The organism is Pseudomonas frederiksbergensis, from assembly GCF_900105495.1.
Lineage (GTDB): Bacteria > Pseudomonadota > Gammaproteobacteria > Pseudomonadales > Pseudomonadaceae > Aquipseudomonas > Aquipseudomonas frederiksbergensis.
In genome coordinates, this window is sequence record NZ_FNTF01000002.1 from 4141156 (window position 1) to 4162318 (window position 21163).

The window sequence follows — 21163 nt, forward strand, 5'->3', positions numbered from 1 at the left end:
TGACTCGATTAATAATAACTATGCTAAATAGCTCTTTAGTCGAGCTACCCATTAGGAGCTTGAACAGGCGAGTACTCATTACCTCGCCCCCTATTGTTATTCACGCCGCACTGGTGTTTGCGACACGAGCCGTGCGGATAAACAAGGCGCGCACTTTCTCCCAGAAATTACCCCCTAATACGAAAAAGCTGGCAATCAGCATGAGATCACCCAGCGCTTGAGCTTGCCAGAGGTTGGGCCTGAGCCCTGGCCAAATGCTGTCGATGTAGGGTTCAAGAAAAGAAGAAATCAGCGGCACGAAGAACATAACGATGCCAACTCTGTGACGCCATGGGCCCACTTCGACTTCTGCGCTAGGTGCAAGTGAGGACACATATCCGAACAGGCTTCGTTTTAGCTGTTGGAATCCGGCTTTGCCCATCACCGCTATAACGATGATCAACAGGACTTTGTTGCTGATGAACAGCACGCCGGTCAGTGCAGCGATCTTTGATCCCGGCACGTCGGCAGCCGCGGCGAGAGGCACCAATAACCAGGAGCCCAGCATCAAGCAGATAATTGCTATCCCCAACTTAAAGCGCCAGCTGGCTGAATGCGATTCAGCGACACCTTCGGTGTTACTCATAATTTCCGTACCTTTTTTGACTGATCACAGTAGATTTGATGGCGCTTAAAAAGCGTAGCAGCCATGTGACCATTTGGACGACTATGCTCCAGTGAACTTTGTTGGTCGGGAAATGTGGAATGCATCCAGGTACAACCCTGCTGAATTGGCCAGGCCGGCTCGCGCTGCTTGGCGTACTCGGCCTCAGTGGCTGCGTACGACTCGGGCCGGACTTCCAGCCGCCCGGCGAAGAATGGGTCAAACATTGGAGCACCCCTGCCCTCCAGCAATCCAGCCAGCGGAGCCTGAACCCGGACTTCCGTCAGTGGTGGCACGTCTTTGCCGATCCTGTCCTGGATCATTTGATTACCGAGTCGGATGCACGCAACTCCAGCCTAAAAATCGCCGGTCTGCGCGTCATGGAAGCCCGCGCTCAACTCGGCATTGCTCAAAGCGGGCTTTACCCGCAACTGCAGCAAGCCAGTGTCGACAGTCTTTACTTCAACCGCAGGCAATCCGGCGGGACCAACCCGCAAGACAGTCATTTCTGGCAACACAGCGCGGGGTTCGATGTGGGTTGGGAGCTGGATTTCTGGGGCCGCTTCAGTCGCGCCATTGAGTCATCCGATGCCAGCTACTTTGCCGCCCAGGCCAACTATGAAGACGTACTGGTACTGCTGCGCGCACAAGTGGCCGATACCTATTTCTCGCTGCGCACCACCGAAGCCCGTTTGCGTGTCGCCCAGGAAAACGCCAAGCAGCAAAAACGCAACTTCGAGATTACCGAGAAGCTCTTCAACAGTGGCCAAACTGCCGAACTCGACTTGCAACAAGCCAGAACCCAGTACCTGGGCACGTTGAGCACCATCCCCAATTTCGAAGACCAGTTGCAACGAACCCGCAACGCGTTGGCGGTGCTGGTTGGTCAGCCGCCTGGCGCACTGCCGCAACTGGCCCAGAGCATGGGATTGATCCCGCTGGTCGATCGTGCTGTGTTGCAGGATGTGCCGGCTAACTTGCTCCTGCGTCGGCCCGACGTACGCGCTGCCGAGCTTAATGTCGCCGCCCAGTCTGCGCTGATCGGTGTGGCCGAAAGTGATTTCTATCCGTCGCTGACCTTGCTGGGGAGCATTGTCTGGTCAACCGACACGCTCAGTGGCACGCCCCGAAATCTGGATCTGATCGGCGGCCCAAGCCTGCGCTGGAATCTGTTCGATCACGGCCAGATCAGCAACAACGTTCGCGTCCAGGATGCGCGGTTGCAGCAGCTGATCGAAGCCTACCGCGACAAGGTTCGCCAGGCAGCACGCGAGGCGGACGATGCGGCCTATGGACTGATCAAATCCCTGGAGCGCGAAAGCATCCTGCGTGAGGCCGAAGTGGCGGCCAAACGCTCGCTGGTGCTGGCTAGCGCGCAGTATCGCGAAGGTTATTCGGACTTCCAGCGGGTGCTGGATGCGCAGCGAGCCTTGCTCGAACAACAGGACAATTATCTGGTCGCCCGCAGCAATGCCGTGAGTAATGTCATTGCCTTGTACAAAGCCGTGGGCGGTGGCTGGTACAGCGCCCAGCCGAAAGTTGATCCAGCCACCCGCCAGCAAATGGAAAAACGCACCGACTGGGGCGATCTGCTGAAAGAGCCCGCCGCTGCACAGCCTGCCATTCCAATGTCTTACAAGGTAAAAGACCAATGAGTGAAGCCGCCAAGCCAACGCCCGAGACACCTGTCACCCAGGCGCCAGCGCCGGCTGCCGACCCGGCGAAAAAAGGCATCAAGTGGGTGCTGTTATTGATCCTCCTGAGTCTGACCTGGTACCTGTTGGCGGATCGTTTCACACCCTATACACAACAAGCCCGGGTGGGCGCCTTTGTGATTCCGGTCGCCTCGGAAGTGGCAGGCCGCGTGATCCGAGTGAACGTGCGCAACAACCAGGACGTCAAGGCCGGTGAAGTTCTATTCGAGGTGGACCCTCAGCCGTACCAGATTGCCGTCGACCGTGCACGTGCCGACCTTGAATCCACCCGTCGGCAGATCGGTGCGAGCACCGCCGGCATTGCCTCGGCGCAAGCCAACTTGCGGGCAGCCCAGGCCAATGAACTCAAGGCGCGCCAGGACAATCAGCGTCTAGAGGGTTTGTATCGTGAAGACCCTGGCACCATTTCCGTACGACTGCTCGAGGTGTCTCGCGCCAACCGCGAACAGGCTGTGAGTCAGGTCGCTGCGGCCCGCGCCGAAGTGCAGCGTGCGCGGGAGCAGGAAGGTGGCAGCGAGGAGGACAACGCCTTGCTGCGCAGTGCCGCCACGGCGTTGTCCAAAGCCGAACTGGATCTGTCCAACACGCAGATTCGCGCTCGCTCGGCCGGATTGATTACGGACCTGCGTACTGACGCCGGTCAATTCGCTGCGGCCGGTAGTCCGGTCATGACCCTGATCGCTCTTCATGATGTGTGGGTCAGTGCGGACATGACCGAGAACAACCTCGGTCTGGTGAAGCTCGATACGCCGGTTTCGATTGTTCTGGATGCTCTGCCGGGCGAGATATTCAAGGGGCGCGTGCGCAGCGTCGGTTACGGCGTCAGCGTGGGACAGACACCCGCACCGGGCACCTTGCCCAGCGTGCAGAACAGCCGCGACTGGTTACGTCCGGCCCAACGTTTTCCAGTCATTATCGAGTTCTCGCCAGACTCATTGAACACGTTGCGTGACAGTCGAGGGATCCGTGCCGGTGGGCAGGCTGAAGTCATGGCCTTCCCCACCGAGGGCAATCCGTTGAACCCTCTAGGGCACGTATTTGTGGGGTTCATGAGCTGGCTGAGCTATGCCTATTAAAGGTATGTCTACCCGGCGCACGCCGCGAGATCAACGCGCACTGCGCCTGGCTACCGGTACGGCGTTGTGCCTCACTGCCAGTTTCGGCCTGGGCTTGCCGATTCCTTTTTTGGCGCCGGTGCTTTGCCTGTTGTTACTGGCCTCGATCAATCGCCCGCTGCCGTTCAAGGCCGGACTGGTTCTCGCACTGGCCGCGCTGTTGACCACCGGCATCGGCCTGCTTTTGATCCCGCTCCTGCGTTATTACCCTGTTAGCGGCGTGCTATTGATCAGCGTCGGTCTGTTCCTGGCCTTCCGTTTTGGCCTGCGCGGCGGCAACACCTTGATCATGACCTTCCTGGTGATTGGCCTGACCATGATTTCCTCAGCCGGTATCGCCGAATTCGAACTGGCGGCGATGGTCATCGGCGCACTGGTCAAGGGCTTGCTGCTCGCCGTTGTCGTCGTGGGGTTCAGTCATGGGTTATTCCCCGATCCACCCAACGCCCCTTCTCCGCCGCCCGCCCCACCCCTGCCGACAGAAGAGGTCAGTCGGATTGCGCTACGTGCAACCCTGATCGTGTTACCGGCATTCCTGCTGGCGTTGATCGACCCGGCCGGTTATCTGCCGATCATCCTGAAGGCCGTCAGCCTGGGTCAGCAAAGCTCCACGACAAACGCCCGCATTGCCGGTCGCGAACTGCTCGGTTCGACGTTACTCGCAGGCCTGCTGGCGATCCTGTTCTGGAGCGCCCTCAGCCTGTTTGTGCATTTGTGGATGTTCTTTCTATGGATGTTGCTGTTCGGACTGGTGCTGGCGCGCAAGCTGTATGCCCTGAGTCCGACGCGATTTACCCCGGGATTTTGGCTCAACACCTTGATTACCCTGATCATTCTGTTGGGCCAGTCGGTACAGGACAGCGCAGCAGGCAAGGACGTTTACACCGCGTTTGCCATCCGCATGGGCTTGTTCATCCTCGTGACCTTGTATGCCTGCCTGATGGTTCATCTGCTCGATCAACGGCGGCAAAATGACGTTCAAGGATTAACCTGATAGCCCTTCCCTTGCAGGCAACTGGTATAGGCGGTTGAGCTGGTTGAAGCGCTGGTTTTCTCTTGTGCCCGACGTTCCTGACGCTGACGCGAGCCACCGACGACCGCTCCTGCCACGGCGGTCTCCTTGGCGCGATTCTGGCGATAATCCTGCTTAACATCATCGTCGACACGATCATAAAACTCGTCATGCTGACGTCCACGCACCTGGGCCCCCGCCGCACCGGCGGCAGCGCCCGCCGCGGCGCCCTTCAGTCTTCCGCCGGAAGGCGATGTAGCCGAAGCGCTCTGGCCGGCCGCGATATTCTGGCATTCGGCAATGTCCGTTTGGGTTTGTTGCGAACTCTGCCCTTTCATCGGCACGACTGTTTCCGCCCAACCCTGGGTCCAGGAAACCGACAGTGCAATGCACAGGCTTATGGATGACAAGCTTTTCATGATGACCTCCGACAGGGCCCGGCATTTTGCAAGCACACTGGGTCAGTAAACAGACCGCTCAATCCGTCACACCTCGTGATCCTGAGCGTGGTTCAGCATAAAAGATTGTAGATCACCCCTTCTCACCCGCGCGCGCCCTTCCCTATTAATGATCACGAGCGGATTTTTTTCGCGCCTGCACACGTCATGACCTAACCTCAATGGCTAAAGCCGCTGGTGGCATGCCTATGCATCCTGCATTGAAGTTACTCATATTCGTTGTGTTTGCGCTGATGGGGGCGAACATCGGCGGACTGTCGGCGGATGAACTGCCCGACACTTCGAACAACAGTGAGACCAGCGCAACCGTTAATGTGTCGAAAAGCGATCTGGAAGCACTGCAATTGAGGCTGGACAACCTTAAGCAGCAGGTGTCATTGACCAGTAACTACACCCAGTTGATAGGCTTTCAGGACAAGGTTCAGTTGCTCTTCAGTGATGTGGAAAAGTTGGTGACCGCTTTACTTCCCGAGCAAGCTCAATTGCAAGCACAACTCAGTGTGCTCGGAACGACATCCGCCACTAGCGTGGCCATGGAAAAGTCCGAACTGGCGAAACAGAGGTCCTATCTCACCGCTCAAAAAGACAAGATCGATAACGATCTCAACATACTGCTGGCCATCAAGGAAGGCGCAACTAACCTCATCACCCAGATTGCCGCTATTCGGCGCACTCAACTGGAAACCGAGCTGGCCCAGCGCACTGCCAGCTTCCTCAACCCCCGCTTTTGGCTACCGCTGTTTTCTCCGTTGCGGGAGGATGAAAACCGTCTGAGGTTTTTGATTGATCAGTCCAACAGTGTCATCCAGTCGGTCTGGCAACCCGGCCGGCGTGCCGCGACCGTCACGTTGTTATTGCTGGCCCTGGCCTTCTGGACGCCGGGACGAAGACTGGCTGAAAGGGGTTTGACATGGATCTGTATCCATCGAGTACCCGAAGGTCGCTTGCGCAGAAGTTCATTGGCGATTGCGACGGTAGTTGCCACGATGTTGAGCGCGGTGTGTGCCATTCAGCTCATCTCCGCTGCGGCTACCCGCTTTCAGCCATTGCCGCAGCCACTTCAAGGTTACTTCGATGATGTCGAGAAAGTCGCTTACGCCTGCGCGCTGATTGTCGGTTTGAGTCGGGCCCTGCTGTCCAAACGCAATCCCTCATGGCGGTTGCCTGGCATCGCCGATGAAGTAGCACTTGCAATAAACCCTTTTCCGGCACTGCTGGCCGGGTCAATGCTGATACTCATCTCGCTGGTACAAGTCACCAACGCAACGGGTATGAGTACGCAAGTGGTGCTCTTCAGCCGGGGCGTCGTGTCATTAGTGGTCATTATGATTATCGGTGCGCTGTTGATACGCGTCAGTAGAACCCGCCGGGCGATGGTGATTGCCGGGGAACATCCCGAGTCAGGCACTACGCTGGCGGGGGTGATTTATACCGGTGTCAGTATCGCCGTGCTGATCTCCATATTTGGCCTGTTGATCGGTTACATCTCCCTGGCCCGATTCATCACTTACGAAATTGTCTGGCTCTATATCGTTATCGCCAGCTTCTATTTATTGACGCAGTTATTCAGGGACTTGTGCGATTACCTGTTTTCGCCAAAACAGCCAAGCGGCAAGGCGATCAAACAGCTGCTGGGTATCGGTGATGTACGGCTCGAACAAATCGAGGTTGTCGTGGCGGGTATTGGCAGAGCGGCGTTACTGCTAATTGCCGTCATTACAACGTTTGTGGGGGGATAGGGGCGACCTTTGGCCAACTGACTGACAGGGTTTCTGCGATCCTCGGCGGCGATGGATTGCGCAAGCTGAACATCATTCCAGGCAACCTGTTGAATGCGGTCCTCGCGCTGTTGATCGGTATTTACCTGATTCGATCGCTGCGCAGATGGCTGGATAACGAATTCCTGCCGAAAACCGATATGGACCCCGGCATGGGAGCGTCGCTAAGCACCCTGTTCAGCAATATCGGGTACGTCCTGGTCATCCTGTTGGCGTTGTCTTCGTTGGGCGTCAAATGGACGAATCTGGCCTGGATCGTCAGTGCGTTGTCGGTGGGTATCGGTTTCGGCTTGCAGGAGATCGTCAAGAACTTCGTATCCGGGTTAATCCTGCTTACCGAACGTCCGGTCAAGGTCGGTGACCTGATCAGCATCAGCGGGGTCGAAGGCGATATCCGACGAATCAATGTCAGGGCCACCGAGATACAGCTCAGCGACCGTTCGATTGTGATCGTGCCCAACTCGCAGCTTATTTCCCAGAACCTGCGCAATGTGACCATGGGCGGAAGCGCCCAAGGGGTGGCCACGCTCGAATTGGTGTTCCCTCTGGACATCGACCCCGAAGAAGTCAAAAACCTGCTGTACACCGCTTATCAGGAGCATGAAACCATCCTCGACAAACCTGCTCCCGTTGTCCGCTTCAGCCATCTGAGCCCTGATGGCATCACCCTGACCATCACCGGGTATGTCAGCAGCCCAAGGATTGTCAGTACGACCAAGAGCGATCTGCTCTTTGAGATCCTGAAGCGACTGAGTGCGGCCGGCATCAAATTGGCCAAACCGGCCCCTGCTGCGTAAGCCACAAAGCCGCTGACTATTTCCGGCTTACCCGCGACCTGTTGCGCCACAAGGTTTGCGGGCGAGCGTCTGACTGGGAAGTTCGTTGAACAACGCGCGATAACTGCTGGAAAATCGCCCTAAATGCCAGAACGACCAGTGCATCGCCACTTCGGCAACGGTGGTTTGCGTCGCTGTGCGACCGAGCAATTCGCGGCGTGCGCTGTTGAGTCGGCGCAAGCGCAGCCAATGGGTCGGGGTCATCCCGGTATAAGCCTTGAATGCATGCTGCAATTGCCGCAGTGACACCCCGGAAATCTGCGAAAGCTCCAGCAGGTTCAGGGTGTCTTCCGGCGCATCAGCCGCCCATTCACCGATGCGTTTCATCACTGCACGTTCTTCGGCGCGACGTTGTAAACCGCCGCGATCAAGGCAAACACAGGCGTTGTCGAGGATGTACAGGCAATCTTCGAGCAACTGCTGGGTCAACGCTTCCTTGCTCGGTGGATCGAGGGTCTGCGCCAGTCGGGTCAACGTCCCGCTGAGCCAGCGACTGAACAATGCGTTCTGTCCCGAGTTCAGTGGCGCCATGAACAGGCCTTCGAGCCTGGCCACGTTCAAACCGTGACGCTGCACGAACTCTGGACCGAACACCACGGCGATTTCCTGGTAGTTCTCCGGGGTGATCCAGATGTTGCGGCTTTCGCCATTCAACACGTACAGAGCGTTGTCGCTGCGATCGAAACAGAACGCCAGCGAGCCTTCGGGCGCGCTGAAATTCTGCTCGACCCGGGTGTTCATCTGTTCCTCGTAAATCTCCACGCCTTGCAGGTCCAGATAGCGCACACGCCCGGCGAAATGCCCCGGTGACATTTGCTGGTAATGCTGGACCCAGCCCGGCGTGGCGCGGATTTGCTCGGCGACATCGGCGGTGTTGAACGCTTGGACTTGCAGGGGGTTGCACGTTGTCATGGGTGACCTTACGCACTCGTTTGGTGCGTTTTGGTGCTGCTGAAAGTGGATAGATGGAACGTCAAGGCTCGCCCAAGATAGTCGTCAACGCGCCACAGGGGAAGTGTGTGGTGGATGAAACCAGCCTCCCCGGCGTCAATAAAACCAATAACGAGGTCTTTATGAATGTCCCTTTCGATCAGCTGCTCACGTGGCTGAAAGATCACAAGATTACCGAAGTCGAGTGTGTGGTCAGCGACTTGACCGGCATCGCACGCGGCAAAATCGCACCCACCAACAAGTTCCTGCATGAGCGAGGCATGCGCCTGCCGGAAAGTGTGCTTTTGCAAACGGTAACCGGGGACTTTGTCGACGACGACATCTACTACGACCTGCTCGACCCGGCCGACATCGACATGGTGTGCAAGCCCGTTTCCGATGCGGTGTACGTGATCCCATGGGCCATCGAGCCTACCGCCATCGTGATTCACGACACCTTCGACAAGTTCGGCAACCCGATCGAGCTGTCGCCGCGCAACGTGCTGAAAAAAGTCCTGCAGCTGTACACCGACAAAGGCTGGCGGCCGATTGTCGCGCCGGAAATGGAGTTCTACCTGACCCAGCGCTGCGAAGACCCGGACTTGCCGCTCAAGGCACCGCTGGGGCGTTCGGGCCGTGCGGAAAGTGGTCGGCAGTCGTTTTCCATCGACGCTGCCAACGAATTCGATCCGCTGTTTGAAGACGTGTACGACTGGTGTGAGCTTCAAGGCCTGGACCTCGATACCTTGATCCACGAAGACGGCCCGGCGCAGATGGAAATCAACTTCCGGCATGGCGACGCACTGGATCTGGCCGACCAGATCACCGTGTTCAAGCGCACCCTGCGCGAAGCGGCGCTCAAGCACAACGTCACCGCGACCTTCATGGCCAAACCGATTGGCGATGAACCCGGCAGCGCCATGCATATCCACCAGAGCGTGGTGGACATCGCCACCGGCCAGCCGATCTTTGCCGATGCCGACGGGCAGATGAGCGAACTGTTCCTGCATCACATCGGCGGCCTGCAAAAGTACATTCCCAAAGTGCTGCCGATGTTCGCACCGAACGTCAATTCCTTCCGCCGCTTCCTGCCGGACACGTCGGCGCCGGTGAACGTCGAATGGGGCGAAGAAAACCGTACTGTGGGCCTGCGTGTGCCGACTTCAACGCCGGACGCGATGCGCGTGGAGAACCGTTTGCCAGGCGCCGACGCCAATCCTTATCTGGCGATCGCAGCAAGCCTGTTGTGCGGTTATCTGGGCATGGTCGAACGCATCGAACCGAGCGCTGCGGTTCAGGGGCGGGCCTATGAGCGCCGCAATCTGCGCCTGCCGATCACCATCGAGGATGCCCTGACGCAAATGGAAGAGTGCGACACCGTTTCGCGTTATCTGGGCAGCAAATTCGTTCGCGGTTATGTGGCGGTCAAGCGAGCGGAACACGAGAACTTCAAGCGGGTGATCAGCTCGTGGGAGCGAGAGTTTCTGCTGCTTAGCGTTTAGAAACCTCGCTCCCCCATGGCATCACACATCCCCTGTGGGAGCGGGCTTGCCCGCGAAGAGGCCGGCACATTCAACATCTCGGTTGACTGACAGGCCGCCATCGCGGGCAAGCCCGCTCCCACAGGGTTAGAGAACACCAAAGAAACGCCTGAAAAAACCAACAACTCGAAGAGGTGTCGTATGCGTCTATTGAAATCCGTGGTTCCGGTCGCGCTGGCCGTGTTGTTCAGCGCCGTTGCGCAGGCTCAGCCAACGGTCAGCGTCTACAACTGGACCGATTACATCGGCGAGACCACCCTGGCCGACTTCCAGGCGAAAAGCGGGATCAAGGTGATCTACGACGTGTTCGATTCCAACGAAACCTTGGAGGGAAAGCTGCTCGCCGGTCGCACCGGGTACGACGTGGTGGTGCCGTCCAACCACTTCCTGGCTCGCCAGGTGAAAGCCGGCGCGTTCCTGAAGCTCGACCGTTCGCAGTTGCCAAACTTCAAGAACCTCGACCCGAAACTGCTGGCACTGCTCGAAAAAAACGATCCGGGCAACGAACACTCGGTTCCGTACCTGTGGGGCACCAACGGCATCGGCTACAACGTCGACAAGGTCAAGCAAGTGCTGGGCATTGACCGCATCGATTCCTGGGCGGTGTTTTTCGAACCGGAGAACCTGAAGAAACTTAGTCAGTGCGGCGTGTCGATGATGGATTCGGCCGATGAAGTGTTCCCCGCCGTTCTCAATTACATGGGCATGGACCCGCGCAGCGAAAACCCTGAAGACTTCAAAAAAGCTGAAGCCAAGCTGTTGACTATCCGCCCTTACATCACCTATTTCCATTCATCCAAGTACGTTTCGGACCTGGCCAACGGCGACATCTGCGTGGCGTTCGGTTACTCGGGTGACGTGTTCCAGGCCGCGAACCGGGCGAAGGAAGCCAAGAACGGCGTGAACATCGCCTACGCGATTCCCAAGGAAGGCAGTAACTTGTGGTTCGACCTGTTGGCGGTTCCCGCAGACGCCAGCAATCAGAAAGAGGCGCATGCTTTCATCAATTACCTGCTTGATCCGCAAGTGATTGCCAAGGTCAGCGCGTCAGTCGGCTACGCCAACCCGAACCCGGCGTCCAAGCAAGACATGGACCCTGAACTGGTCAAAAATCCTGAGGTTTATCCGCCTCAGGCAGTCCTCGACAAGCTCTACATTTCCACCACCCCGCCCCAGTCGATCATGCGCTTGATGACCCGTTCCTGGAGCAAAGTGAAGTCCAACCAATGAACCAGCACAGCAACGAACACGCTCATTCCTATTACGCGGCGTCAGCCAATCGAATGGTGCCCTACCCTACACTGGCCGAGGACCTTGAAGCCGATGTCTGTGTGATCGGCGGCGGCTTTACCGGGGTTAACACGGCGATCGAACTGGCGCAGCACGGGCTCTCGGTGATTCTGCTGGAAGGCCGACGGATCGGCTGGGGTGCCAGCGGGCGCAACGGTGGGCAGTTGATTCGCGGTATCGGCCATGACGTCAGCGGTTTCGCGCGTCATGTCGGTGAAGAAGGCGTGCGCTACCTTGAGCGTGCAGGCGTCGAGTCGGTAGCGCTCGTGGGCAACCGCATTCGTGAACACGGGATTGATTGCGACCTGCGCTGGGGGTTCTGCGAACTGGCCAATACCAAAGCGCAGTTCGCGGCGTTCGAGGCTGAGCAGCAAGGCCTTGCCGAATCGGGGTACGCCCATGAAACCCGACTCGTCGGGCCGCAGCAGATCCGTCAGCAGGTGGTGGACTCAGGCGTGTATGCCGGTGGGCTCGTCGACATGGGCTCGGGTCACTTGCACCCGCTCAATCTGGTCCTTGGCGAAGCGCTATTGGCGCAATCCCTGGGGGTGCAGATCTTCGAGCAGAGCCCGGTGCTGGAATTGATCCATGGCAGCACGGTGCAGGTTCGCTGTGCCGGTGGCACGGTGCGCGCCGGCAGTCTGGTGCTGGCGTGCAACGCTCATCTGGATGAGCTCGAACCGAAACTGAGCGGCAAGGTGCTTCCTGCGGGCAGCTACATCATCGCCACCGAGCCGCTGGCGCCCGACGTTGCAGCGCAATTGATCCCGCAGAACCTGGCGCTCTGCGACCAGAAAGTCGGCCTGGATTACTACCGACTCTCGGCGGACCGACGTTTGCTGTTCGGCGGTGCCTGCCATTATTCCGGGCGTGATCCGGCAGACATCGAAGCCTACATGCGCCCGCACATGCTCAAGGTCTTCCCGCAACTGGCCAACGTGCGCATCGACTATCAATGGGGCGGCAAGATTGGCATCACCGCCAATCGCTTCCCCCAGGTCGGGCGCTTGAGCCAGCATCCGAACGTTTTCTACGCCCAGGGCTATTCCGGCCATGGCCTGAACGTGACCCACTGGTGCGCAAAACTGTTGGGTGAAGCGATCCACGTCGGACACAGTCAGGGCTTTGACGTGTTCAGCGCCGTGCCGCACATGACCTTTCCCGGTGGGCCCATGCTGCGCTCTCCACTGCTGGCCCTCGGTATGTTCTGGTATCGGCTGCGCGAACTGCTTGGGTGACGATAACTCTCCCCCTCCTCTTATGATCGTTCCCACGCTCCGCGTGGGAACGATCAGTACCCGCCTTTTAATTTGCTCAATCGCGATGCGCTTCTATATTGAGGGAGTGCTCTGACTTCCCTGCGTCCTGGCGAGTGCGGCCTATGGCTACGACTGACCGACTGATCATCTGCGAGCACTGCGACTGCGTGTATGAAAAAGTCACGCTCGCCAAACATCAGAAAACCCTGTGTACACGCTGCGGCGGCGTGCTTCAGCGCTATAACGGCCTGACAGTGGAGCAACGTCTGGCGTTGACCTTCACCGCGTTGATGCTGTGGATTTTCGCCAACTTCTACCCCGTCATGAGCATCAGCCTCAAAGGCCTGAAAAACAGCGCAACGCTTTGGGATTCGGTGCTGGCCCTGAGTCTGGGGCCGATCACGTTCATCGCCATGGTGGCGGCGATCTCGATGATCATCGCGCCGATTTTCCAGTTGTTGCTGCTGATCTGGGTGCTGAGCTTCGCCCTCGCCCACCAGCGCTCGCCTGGCTTCAAGTTTTGCATGCGCTGGCTGGAAACCCTCAGGCCCTGGAGCATGCTGGAGGTCTGTCTGCTGGGGGCAATGGTCGCGGTCATCAAACTCGCCGGATTGCTCGATGTGCTGCCCGGCATCGGCCTGTTTGCCCTGGCCATTCTCAGTCTGATGATGATCCGCATCGCCGGGCGCGACATTCGTGACCTATGGGAGATCTTATGAACAGACCCCCGGTGGCGAGTGAACTCAACCTGTGCCTGTGCCATAGCTGCGGCCTGGCCTGTGACATCACCGATGAACCTCACGAATGCCCACGGTGCGGCGCGCCGCTGCATCGGCGCAAAACCAACTCACTGGCCCGGACCTGGGCCTACATGTTCACTGCCCTGGCGTTTTACGTCCCGGCTAATCTGCTGCCAGTGATGAACACCAAGATGGTTGGCAGCGGCGCCGATAGCACGATCATGAGCGGTGTCATTGAGTTCTGGCAGCACGGCGCCTGGGACATTGCCCTGATTATTTTCATCGCCAGCATCGCGGTGCCGGGCATCAAGTTCGTCGCCCTGACGCTGTTACTGGTGACCGTGCAGCGCGACAGCCAATGGGCCAGTAAGCAGCGTTCAACGCTGTACCGTTTCGTCGAGCTCATCGGTTACTGGTCGATGCTCGATGTGATCGTCGTCGCCTTGGTGGCCTCACTGGTCAAGTTTCAAGCCCTGGCCGATATCGAACCGCGCCCGGGGATCTTGTTTTTTGGCCTGGTGGTGGTCTTCACCATGCTGTCGGCAATGAGTTTCGACCCACGCCTGATCTGGGATAAAGAAGAACGGGATAACCCAAACGAGGAGGTCATGGATGAAGTCGCAAATCACTGACGGGCCGCAAGCCCCCGGTCAGGCCCCTGTCAAGACCCGCCGTTTCAGCGTTTCATTGGTGTGGATTGTGCCGATCGTCGCGGTGCTGGTGGGGATTTCCCTGGTCGTGCACACCATGATGCAGGAAGGTCCGACCATTACCGTTACGTTCAAAACCGGTAGCGGCCTGACCGCCAACAAGACCGAAGTCAAATACCGCAACGTGGTGATCGGGCATGTCTCGGACGTGGAGCTGAGCAACGATCAGAGGAGCGTCAACGCCACCATCAAACTGTCCAAGCAGGCGGAAAGTTTCACCCGCGAAGACTCGCAGTTCTGGGTCGTGCGGCCACGTATTGGTGCCGGTGGGGTATCGGGTATCGATACCCTGCTGTCCGGGGACTACATTGGCGCCGACATTGGCCAGGCCAACGCTCGTGCAAAAAACTTTATTGGCCTGGAAAACCCGCCACCGATTACCTATGGCGAGCCGGGCAAGCGCTTCACCCTGAACACCCAGGACCTCGGTTCGCTGGACATCGGCTCTCCGGTTTACTACCGCAAGATTCCGGTGGGTCAAGTGGTGGCCTATGCCCTGAACGCCGACGGCAAAGGGGTCAACATCGAAGTGTTCATCCACTCGCCCAACGATGCCTACGTCACTGAAAATACCCGGTTCTGGAACGCCAGCGGGATCGACGTGAATGTCGGCGCCAACGGCTTTTCGCTGAAAACCGAGTCGCTGTCATCCATCCTGGTGGGCGGCATCGCCTTCCGCGCTCCGGATTACAACCCGAATGACCAACCGGCTAAAGAGGACAAAGTCTTCGATCTGTTCGAAGACCAGCTAACCGCGCTCGCCCCGCCCAGCGGCAAGGGGCAATTCCTCAGCTTGCGTTTCGATCAAGCCTTGCGCGGGCTCAGGGTCGGTGCGCCGGTGGAATTCCTGGGCATGGAGTTCGGCAGAGTCGTGGCGATCAATCTGGATTTCGACGCGAAAAAACGCAGTTTCCCGGTCAATGTCGGGATCATGATCTACCCGCAACGACTCGGCCAGGCCCACACCAAAATGCTCGAGGTGTTGAAGCATGACCCCAACGACGAAGCCGCTGGCGTACGTTTGATGGGTTCTTTCATCGAAAACGGTCTGCGGGCCCAGGCTCGAAGCGGCAATCTGTTGACCGGTCAGCTCTACATTGCGCTCGACTTCTACCCCAAGGCGGAGAAAGTCGTCTTCGACCCGACCGCCCGTCCAGTCGCTATCCCGACTATTCCTGGCAGCCTCGAGCAGTTGCAGGAAAAACTCGAGGGCATGGTTAACAAGATCAACCAACTGCCCATCGAACGCATTGCCGGCAACCTGGACAGCAACCTCGTCGAACTGCGTAAAGGTCTGGCGCAATTCAACGCCAAGACTTTGCCTGGCGTGCAGACCACCCTGGCGGATGTCAGCAAGACCCTGCAATCGGCCAGTTCGACCTTGGCCGAAGACTCGCCGCAACGCGAACAATTAGGTCAAACCCTCGACGAGCTCGGGCGCATGTCGCGATCCTTGCGTGAACTCTCGGATTACCTGGGACGCCATCCGGAATCGCTGATTCGCGGTCGTCCCGACAATGCCGCGCCGATGGATATGCAGGGGCCACCGCGCAAATGACCACAGGAGCATCACTCATGGTTTATCCGCTGAAGATCAGCTTGGTCACTGCATTGTTGCTACTGGCTGCATGCCGCAGTGATCCAATTCAATTTCACACCCTGATTCCGGCTCAACCGGGACTTGCGGCGCGCAACAGCGGTGCGGAAATCCAGATCGAGGGCATTAGCGTGCCGCCCCAGGTCGATCGTCCGCAGATCGTCATTCGCCAAGGCAACAGTGGCATGGCAATCCTCGAAACCGAGTGGTGGGCGGCGAGCCTGGTGGATGAATTGCGCAGCGCGCTGATCGATCAAATGGTCAACAGCAATCCCCGGCGCAACGTATCGGTGCGGATAGAGGTGCAGCGATTCGATTCGATTCCCGGTCAATATGCGTTGATCGACGTCAAGTGGCGCCTGCGCAATCTGAGTGAAAGTGATGCCGCGCTGGTCACCTGCCGCAGCACTTTGCAGACGCCTTCAGGCGCTTCCATCGATGAGCTGGTGGCGGCTCAACAAAACAATGTCAGACGCCTGGCTGCGCTGATCAGCCAGGCCGCTGGCGGAATACAAAAAGGGTGTCCATCGGCTTAATCAAGCCATCACGCGACCTGTAGCAGCTGGCGAAGCCTGCGTTCGGCTGCGAAGCAGTCGTCAATCCAGCCAGTTCGATTTACCTGAAACAGCGTGGTGCCTGATTTCACGACTGCTTCGCAGCCGAACGCAGGCTTCGCCAGCTGCTACAGGTGATGCGTTGCTACTGAAATTTTGACGCTTTTTTCTCATTTAACACTTTACATTTGCCGCGCCTTGAACATGCAAATGATTCGTATTGAACTACACTGATCGACGACCCTTTCCCGTCGATTCTGCCGAGTTTGCGCGCAGGATTTTAATAAAAACAGGAGCTGCCAACGCATGAATCCCCCGTTCCCTTCTTTCCTGAAAACAGCACTGCTGGCCACCGCTTTGGTGAGTGCCGGTTATGTGTATGCGGCGGATGCCGATGGCATTGTGGTCTACAACGCCCAGCACGAAAGCCTGACCAAATCCTGGATCGAAGGCTTTACCAAGGAGACCGGAATCAAGGTCACCCTGCGCAATGGTGACGACACCGAGATGGGCAATCAGATCGTGCAGGAAGGCACGGCCTCCCCGGCCGACGTGTTCCTGACCGAAAACTCCCCGGCCATGGTGCTGGTCGACAATGCGGGGCTGTTTGCACCGGTTGCGCCGGCCACCCTGGAACAGGTCGGCAATGCTTACCGCCCGGCCCATGGCAAATGGGTGGGGATCGCCGCGCGCTCCACGGTATTTGTCTATAACCCGAGCAAACTGCCCGAAGCCGAACTGCCAAAGTCACTGATGGACCTTGCTGGCCCGAACTGGAAAGGTCGCTGGGGCGCTTCACCGGCCGGTGCCGACTTCCAGGCCATCGTCGCTGCCGTGCTGGAACTCAAGGGTGAAGTCGCGACCCTGGAATGGTTGAAAGGGATGAAAACCAACTTTACCGCGTACCGGGGCAACAGCTCCGTGCTCAAAGCGGTCAATGCCGGGCAGATCGACAGCGGCGTGATCTACCACTATTACAGCTTCGGCGACCAGGCCAAGACCGGCGAGAACAGCAAGAACACCACCCTGCACTATTTCAAGCACAAGGATCCGGGTGCGTTTGTCAGTGTCTCCGGTGGCGGCGTGCTGGCGTCCAGCAAACACAAGGAACAAGCCCAGGCGTTCCTCAAATGGATTACCGGCAAAGATGGCCAGGCCATCCTCAAAACCGGCAAATCGTTCGAATACGCGGTGGGCAAGAACGCTGAATCCAATCCAAAACTGGTGCCTTTGCAGCAACTCGACGCGCCGACAGTCGATGCTTCAAAACTCGACAGTAAAAAAGCCGTGGAGCTGATGACACAGGCGGGACTGCTCTAATTGCTGCCTGAAACCTTGCCGGCGGGTGTCGCTGAGGCGATACCCGCGAATTTGCGACGACGATCCCGCGGCCTCTTCGCGGGACGTGGTGGCGCGTGGGTGATCGGTTTGTCGGTGCTGATTTCGCTGCTGTCACTGCTGCCGATTGCCTTCGTCATCGGCGTATCGTTTCAGACAGGCTGGGCGACCCTTGTGCCGCTGGTATTCCGGCCGCGGGTCGCTGAATTATTGATCAACACCGTTTTGCTGGTGGTGATCACGATTCCGTTGTGCGTCACGTTAGGCCTGTCGCTGGCCTGGTTGACAGAGCGCACCAACCTGCCGGGGCGGCGCTGGTGGTCGTTGCTGGCGACCGCGCCGCTGGCGGTGCCAGCGTTCGTGCACAGCTATGCGTGGGTCAGTCTGGTGCCGCCGATTCACGGACTGTTTGCCGGGGTGCTGGTCTCGGTCATCGCTTACTTCCCGTTCTTGTATTTGCCGATAGCCGCCACCCTGCGCAGGCTCGATCCAGCCATCGAAGACGTTGCCGAATCGCTGGGGCTCAAGCCTTGGGCGATATTTTTCCGTGTGGTGTTGCCGCAACTGCGCCTGGCCATTTGCGGCGGCGCATTGCTGGTGGGCCTGCATCTGCTGGCCGAATATGGTCTGTACGCGATGATCCGTTTTGACACCTTCACCACGGCCATCTTCGATCAGTTCAAGTCCACCTTCAACGGCCCCGCCGCCCACATGCTGGCCAGCGTGCTCGCCTTATGCTGCTTGGTGATGCTGACCGCAGAATCGGCCGCTCGTGGTACGGCGCGCTACGCCCGGGTCGGGTCGGGAAGCGCTCGCGAACAGCGGGTGGTGCGCCTGAAACCCGCAACCACCCTCCTCGCCCTGACCGTCCAGATGGCGACCTGCGCACTGGCACTCGGCGTGCCACTGGTGACTTTAGGTAACTGGCTGATCGCCGGCGGCACGCAGGTGTGGCAAATGGACGAGCTTCTGCCGGCGCTGGAACAGACGCTGCTGCTCGGCGTTGCGGGCGCCGCCGTCACCACCTGCGCTGCCATCCCGATTGCCTGGCTGTCGATTCGCGCTCCGGGCCGGTTGCAACGCGTATTGGAAAGCTGCAACTACATCACCAGTTCGTTGCCCGGGATCGTCGTGGCCCTGGCCTTGGTGACTGTCACCATCCATTTTGCCCGGCCGATTTACCAGACGACGGTCACGGTGCTGCTAGCGTACCTGCTGATGTTTTTGCCCCGCGCCCTGGTGAGTTTGCGCGCCGGCATCGCCCAGGCGCCGGTAGAGCTGGAAAACATGGCCCGTAGCCTCGGCCGTTCCCCAGCCCGGGCATTGTGGCTGATCACCCTGCGTCTGGCCGCGCCCGGCGCTGCCGCTGGCGCCGCGCTGGTGTTTCTGGCGATCACCAATGAGTTGACCGCCACCCTGCTGCTCGCCCCCAACGGCACACGCACCCTGGCCACCGGGTTCTGGGCGATGACCAGCGAAATCGACTACGCCGCCGCTGCGCCCTATGCCCTGTTGATGATCCTGCTGTCGCTGCCCTTGACCGGACTTCTTTATCACCAATCCAAACGAACGGCTGGCCGATGAACGCTCTCGAACTCCATTCCATTTCCAAGTCCTACGGCGCCCATCAAGCGCTGGAGAGCATCAATCTGTCGGTACCCACAGGCAGCCGAACGGTCATCGTCGGCCCGTCCGGCTCAGGTAAAACCACTTTGTTGCGGATGATCGCCGGCTTCGAATTCCCGGACTCGGGGCGTCTTTCGCTCAATGGCCAAACGCTCGTCGACAGTACCCACGAAGTCCCGGCGCATCAGCGTTTGATTGGTTATGTTCCGCAGGACGGCGCCTTGTTCCCGCACATGACCGTGGCCGCGAACATCGGTTTCGGGCTTTCGATCAGGGGCGGTGCAAAACAGGAGCGAGTCGCTGAGTTGATGGACAGCGTGGCGCTGGATGCGAGCATGGCCAACCGTTGGCCCCACGAGCTCTCCGGCGGCCAGCAACAGCGCGTCGCACTGGCGCGGGCGTTGGCCCAACAACCGCGTTTGATGCTGCTGGACGAGCCGTTTTCGGCCCTCGACACCGGGCTTCGTGGCGCCATGCGCAAAATGGTCGCCCGGCTGCTGACCGACGCCGGCGTGACCACCATTCTGGTCACCCATGACCAGAGTGAAGCCTTGTCGTTCGCCGATCAGCTGGCGGTGATGCGTGACGGTCGGCTGGTGCAGTCGGGCCATCCGCTGGACCTTTACCGCTACCCCGAGGATGAACAAACCGCGCTGTTTCTCGGGGATGCCATCGTCATGCCCGCCCGAATCGAAGCCGGCTGGGCCCATTGCGACCTTGGCCGGATACCGGTGAACAATCACCGGGCCAATAAATCGGCGCAGATCATGCTGCGCCCCGAACAATTGCAACTCGTCAGCATCCAGCCCAACCCATCCAAGGCTGGCGGGTGTCGCGCCGTCGTGACCGAGCGGGATTTCAGCGGCAATACCTGCACCTTGACCGTGGAACTGGAGGCTTTGGCGTCCGGGCAACAGCCTGGGCGATCATTGATGGTGCGCAGTTCTGGCCTGTATGCGCCACCTGCCGGCAGTGCAGTTCACGTTTCGACAATCGGCCATGCCCACGTACTGAGCGAAACGTGAACCCCTTCCATCAAAGATCGAACCGGTCCACAGCACGACGTCGCTCGTTATCATCGCGCACGTCGTAGTTGGCCGTGGTCTGGATGTTGCTGTGATGGGCGAGTTTCTGGGCGATCGACAAGTCGTACTCCTCAATCACTCGGGTAATGAACGAACGTCGGAAATCATGCGGCATGATTTTCACCCCGACCTGCGCGCCCCGCTGGCGGGCGATGTAATAGATCGCATGTTTGGTGATGCGCTCGCGGGTGATGTGGCTGCCGCGGCGGATGCGATTGAACAGAAATGAATCGTCCGTTTCGCCCTCCTTCAATAGCGAGCGCCGCAGTTCCAACCAGTCATTGAGTTTGGCGAACGCCCAGGCCGGTGCGTACTTGATCAGTTGCTTGTTGCCCTTGGCGGTCACACGGAGGCTGCGCTCGGCGAAATCGACCTGCTTCAGGTCCAGGTTTACCGATTCCGATTTGCGCATGCCCGAGCCATACAAAATCCCGATGATCGCCGCATCCCTCAACCCTTGTGGCCGTGGATCGGCAGCACAGACCGCCATCAGTTCCTGGATCAGCGTGCGCCTGAGGTTGCGCCCCTGGGATAATCGCGTGCCGGCAATTCCCTTGACCGAGCGCATTTTCAGCAAGTGCTCCTGACTGATCAGGCTCATGCGCCACGCCTCGTTCATCACCCCGCGCACCGCATTGACGTACAGCGAAGAGGTGTTGGGCGCATAGCCGTCGGTGCGCAAGGTGGCGACCAGCGCGATGACATCTTCCGGTTGCAGGTTGTGCCAGGGAATCTCCTCGACGTTCATGTCTTCGAAGCCCAACCGGTCAGCGGCGTCCTGCAACACATAACGCATGGTCAGCTGGCTGGAGGGCGCCAGACGTGCCAGGTACAGGGTCAGCGGGTTGGTCTTTGAGGGAATGGAATCGGTTGCGGGTAAGTCAATCAAACGAAACGGCCTTAAGTGGAAAACAGTTCATTAAACAACTAAGGATT

Annotated in this window: 17 protein-coding genes and 1 pseudogene; 14 read left to right on the top strand and 4 right to left on the bottom strand. The window is 58.7% G+C overall.

Features of this window, described 5'->3' with window-relative positions:
* Positions 1 to 100: 100 nt before the first annotated feature.
* On the bottom strand, positions 101 to 625 hold the full coding sequence (locus tag BLW70_RS19450; protein WP_074876668.1) for a transporter suffix domain-containing protein: 525 nt from the start codon (positions 623 to 625) through the stop codon (positions 101 to 103).
* Positions 626 to 744: 119 nt separating this feature from the next.
* On the opposite strand from BLW70_RS19450, the gene BLW70_RS19455 reads away from it, so the two are divergent.
* From BLW70_RS19455 to BLW70_RS19465, 3 genes are read left to right on the top strand one after another with little or no spacing between them, the layout of a single operon-like run.
* Positions 745 to 2298, top strand: a complete 1554-nt coding sequence (locus BLW70_RS19455; protein WP_074876670.1) for an efflux transporter outer membrane subunit — start codon at positions 745 to 747, stop codon at positions 2296 to 2298.
* Complete coding sequence (locus tag BLW70_RS19460; protein ID WP_074876672.1) at positions 2295 to 3434, top strand: HlyD family secretion protein; 1140 nt, start codon at positions 2295 to 2297, stop codon at positions 3432 to 3434. The genes BLW70_RS19455 and BLW70_RS19460 overlap by 4 nt, the downstream gene beginning before the upstream one ends.
* A 4-nt stretch (positions 3435 to 3438) precedes the next feature.
* Positions 3439 to 4467, top strand: a complete 1029-nt coding sequence (locus BLW70_RS19465) for a DUF2955 domain-containing protein (RefSeq protein WP_074876674.1) — start codon at positions 3439 to 3441, stop codon at positions 4465 to 4467.
* On the opposite strand, the gene BLW70_RS19470 is transcribed toward BLW70_RS19465, so the two are convergent.
* Positions 4452 to 4904, bottom strand: a complete 453-nt coding sequence (locus BLW70_RS19470; RefSeq protein WP_074876676.1) for a YMGG-like glycine zipper-containing protein — start codon at positions 4902 to 4904, stop codon at positions 4452 to 4454. The genes BLW70_RS19465 and BLW70_RS19470 overlap by 16 nt on opposite strands.
* A 227-nt stretch (positions 4905 to 5131) precedes the next feature.
* On the opposite strand from BLW70_RS19470, the pseudogene BLW70_RS19475 reads away from it, so the two are divergent.
* A pseudogene (locus BLW70_RS19475) lies at positions 5132 to 7518 on the top strand (DUF3772 domain-containing protein).
* A 27-nt stretch (positions 7519 to 7545) separates the two neighbouring features.
* Here BLW70_RS19475 and BLW70_RS19480 read toward each other — a convergent pair.
* Positions 7546 to 8469: a helix-turn-helix domain-containing protein gene (locus BLW70_RS19480; protein WP_074876678.1), complete on the bottom strand. Its 924-nt coding sequence runs from the start codon at positions 8467 to 8469 to the stop codon at positions 7546 to 7548.
* Between the two features lie 161 nt (positions 8470 to 8630).
* Between BLW70_RS19480 and BLW70_RS19485 the strand changes: the two genes are divergently transcribed.
* The 10 genes from BLW70_RS19485 to BLW70_RS19530 all read left to right on the top strand — a co-directional run bounded on the left by BLW70_RS19485 (position 8631) and on the right by BLW70_RS19530 (position 20167).
* Positions 8631 to 9989 carry a glutamine synthetase family protein gene (locus BLW70_RS19485; RefSeq protein ID WP_074876680.1) on the top strand — a complete coding sequence of 453 codons (1359 nt, stop codon included), beginning with the start codon at positions 8631 to 8633 and terminating at the stop codon, positions 9987 to 9989.
* Positions 9990 to 10169: 180 nt separating this feature from the next.
* Positions 10170 to 11258, top strand: a complete 1089-nt coding sequence (locus BLW70_RS19490; RefSeq protein WP_074876682.1) for a polyamine ABC transporter substrate-binding protein — start codon at positions 10170 to 10172, stop codon at positions 11256 to 11258.
* Positions 11255 to 12556 carry an NAD(P)/FAD-dependent oxidoreductase gene (locus BLW70_RS19495; RefSeq protein ID WP_074876684.1) on the top strand — a complete coding sequence of 434 codons (1302 nt, stop codon included), beginning with the start codon at positions 11255 to 11257 and terminating at the stop codon, positions 12554 to 12556. Before BLW70_RS19490 ends, BLW70_RS19495 begins: the two co-directional genes overlap by 4 nt.
* A 143-nt stretch (positions 12557 to 12699) precedes the next feature.
* The gene (locus tag BLW70_RS19500; RefSeq protein WP_074876686.1) at positions 12700 to 13296 is read left to right on the top strand and encodes a paraquat-inducible protein A; all 597 of its coding nucleotides are present in this window, start codon (positions 12700 to 12702) and stop codon (positions 13294 to 13296) included.
* Positions 13293 to 13949, top strand: coding sequence for a paraquat-inducible protein A (locus BLW70_RS19505; RefSeq protein WP_074876688.1), 657 nt, complete (start codon positions 13293 to 13295; stop codon positions 13947 to 13949). The genes BLW70_RS19500 and BLW70_RS19505 overlap by 4 nt, the downstream gene beginning before the upstream one ends.
* Entirely contained in the window at positions 13930 to 15585 is a 1656-nt protein-coding gene (locus tag BLW70_RS19510) for a PqiB family protein (protein ID WP_074876690.1), read from the top strand. Before BLW70_RS19505 ends, BLW70_RS19510 begins: the two co-directional genes overlap by 20 nt.
* A 17-nt stretch (positions 15586 to 15602) precedes the next feature.
* On the top strand, positions 15603 to 16160 hold the full coding sequence (locus tag BLW70_RS19515; RefSeq protein ID WP_074876692.1) for a PqiC family protein: 558 nt from the start codon (positions 15603 to 15605) through the stop codon (positions 16158 to 16160).
* 324 nt (positions 16161 to 16484) lie between these two features.
* Entirely contained in the window at positions 16485 to 17498 is a 1014-nt protein-coding gene (locus BLW70_RS19520) for an iron ABC transporter substrate-binding protein (protein WP_074876694.1), read from the top strand.
* Between the two features lie 3 nt (positions 17499 to 17501).
* Positions 17502 to 19100 carry an ABC transporter permease gene (locus BLW70_RS19525; protein ID WP_074880702.1) on the top strand — a complete coding sequence of 533 codons (1599 nt, stop codon included), beginning with the start codon at positions 17502 to 17504 and terminating at the stop codon, positions 19098 to 19100.
* Complete coding sequence (locus BLW70_RS19530; RefSeq protein ID WP_074876696.1) at positions 19097 to 20167, top strand: ABC transporter ATP-binding protein; 1071 nt, start codon at positions 19097 to 19099, stop codon at positions 20165 to 20167. The genes BLW70_RS19525 and BLW70_RS19530 overlap by 4 nt, the downstream gene beginning before the upstream one ends.
* A gap of 10 nt (positions 20168 to 20177) precedes the next feature.
* On the opposite strand, the gene BLW70_RS19535 is transcribed toward BLW70_RS19530, so the two are convergent.
* Entirely contained in the window at positions 20178 to 21116 is a 939-nt protein-coding gene (locus tag BLW70_RS19535; protein ID WP_074876698.1) for a site-specific integrase, read from the bottom strand.
* Positions 21117 to 21163 lie beyond the last annotated feature (47 nt).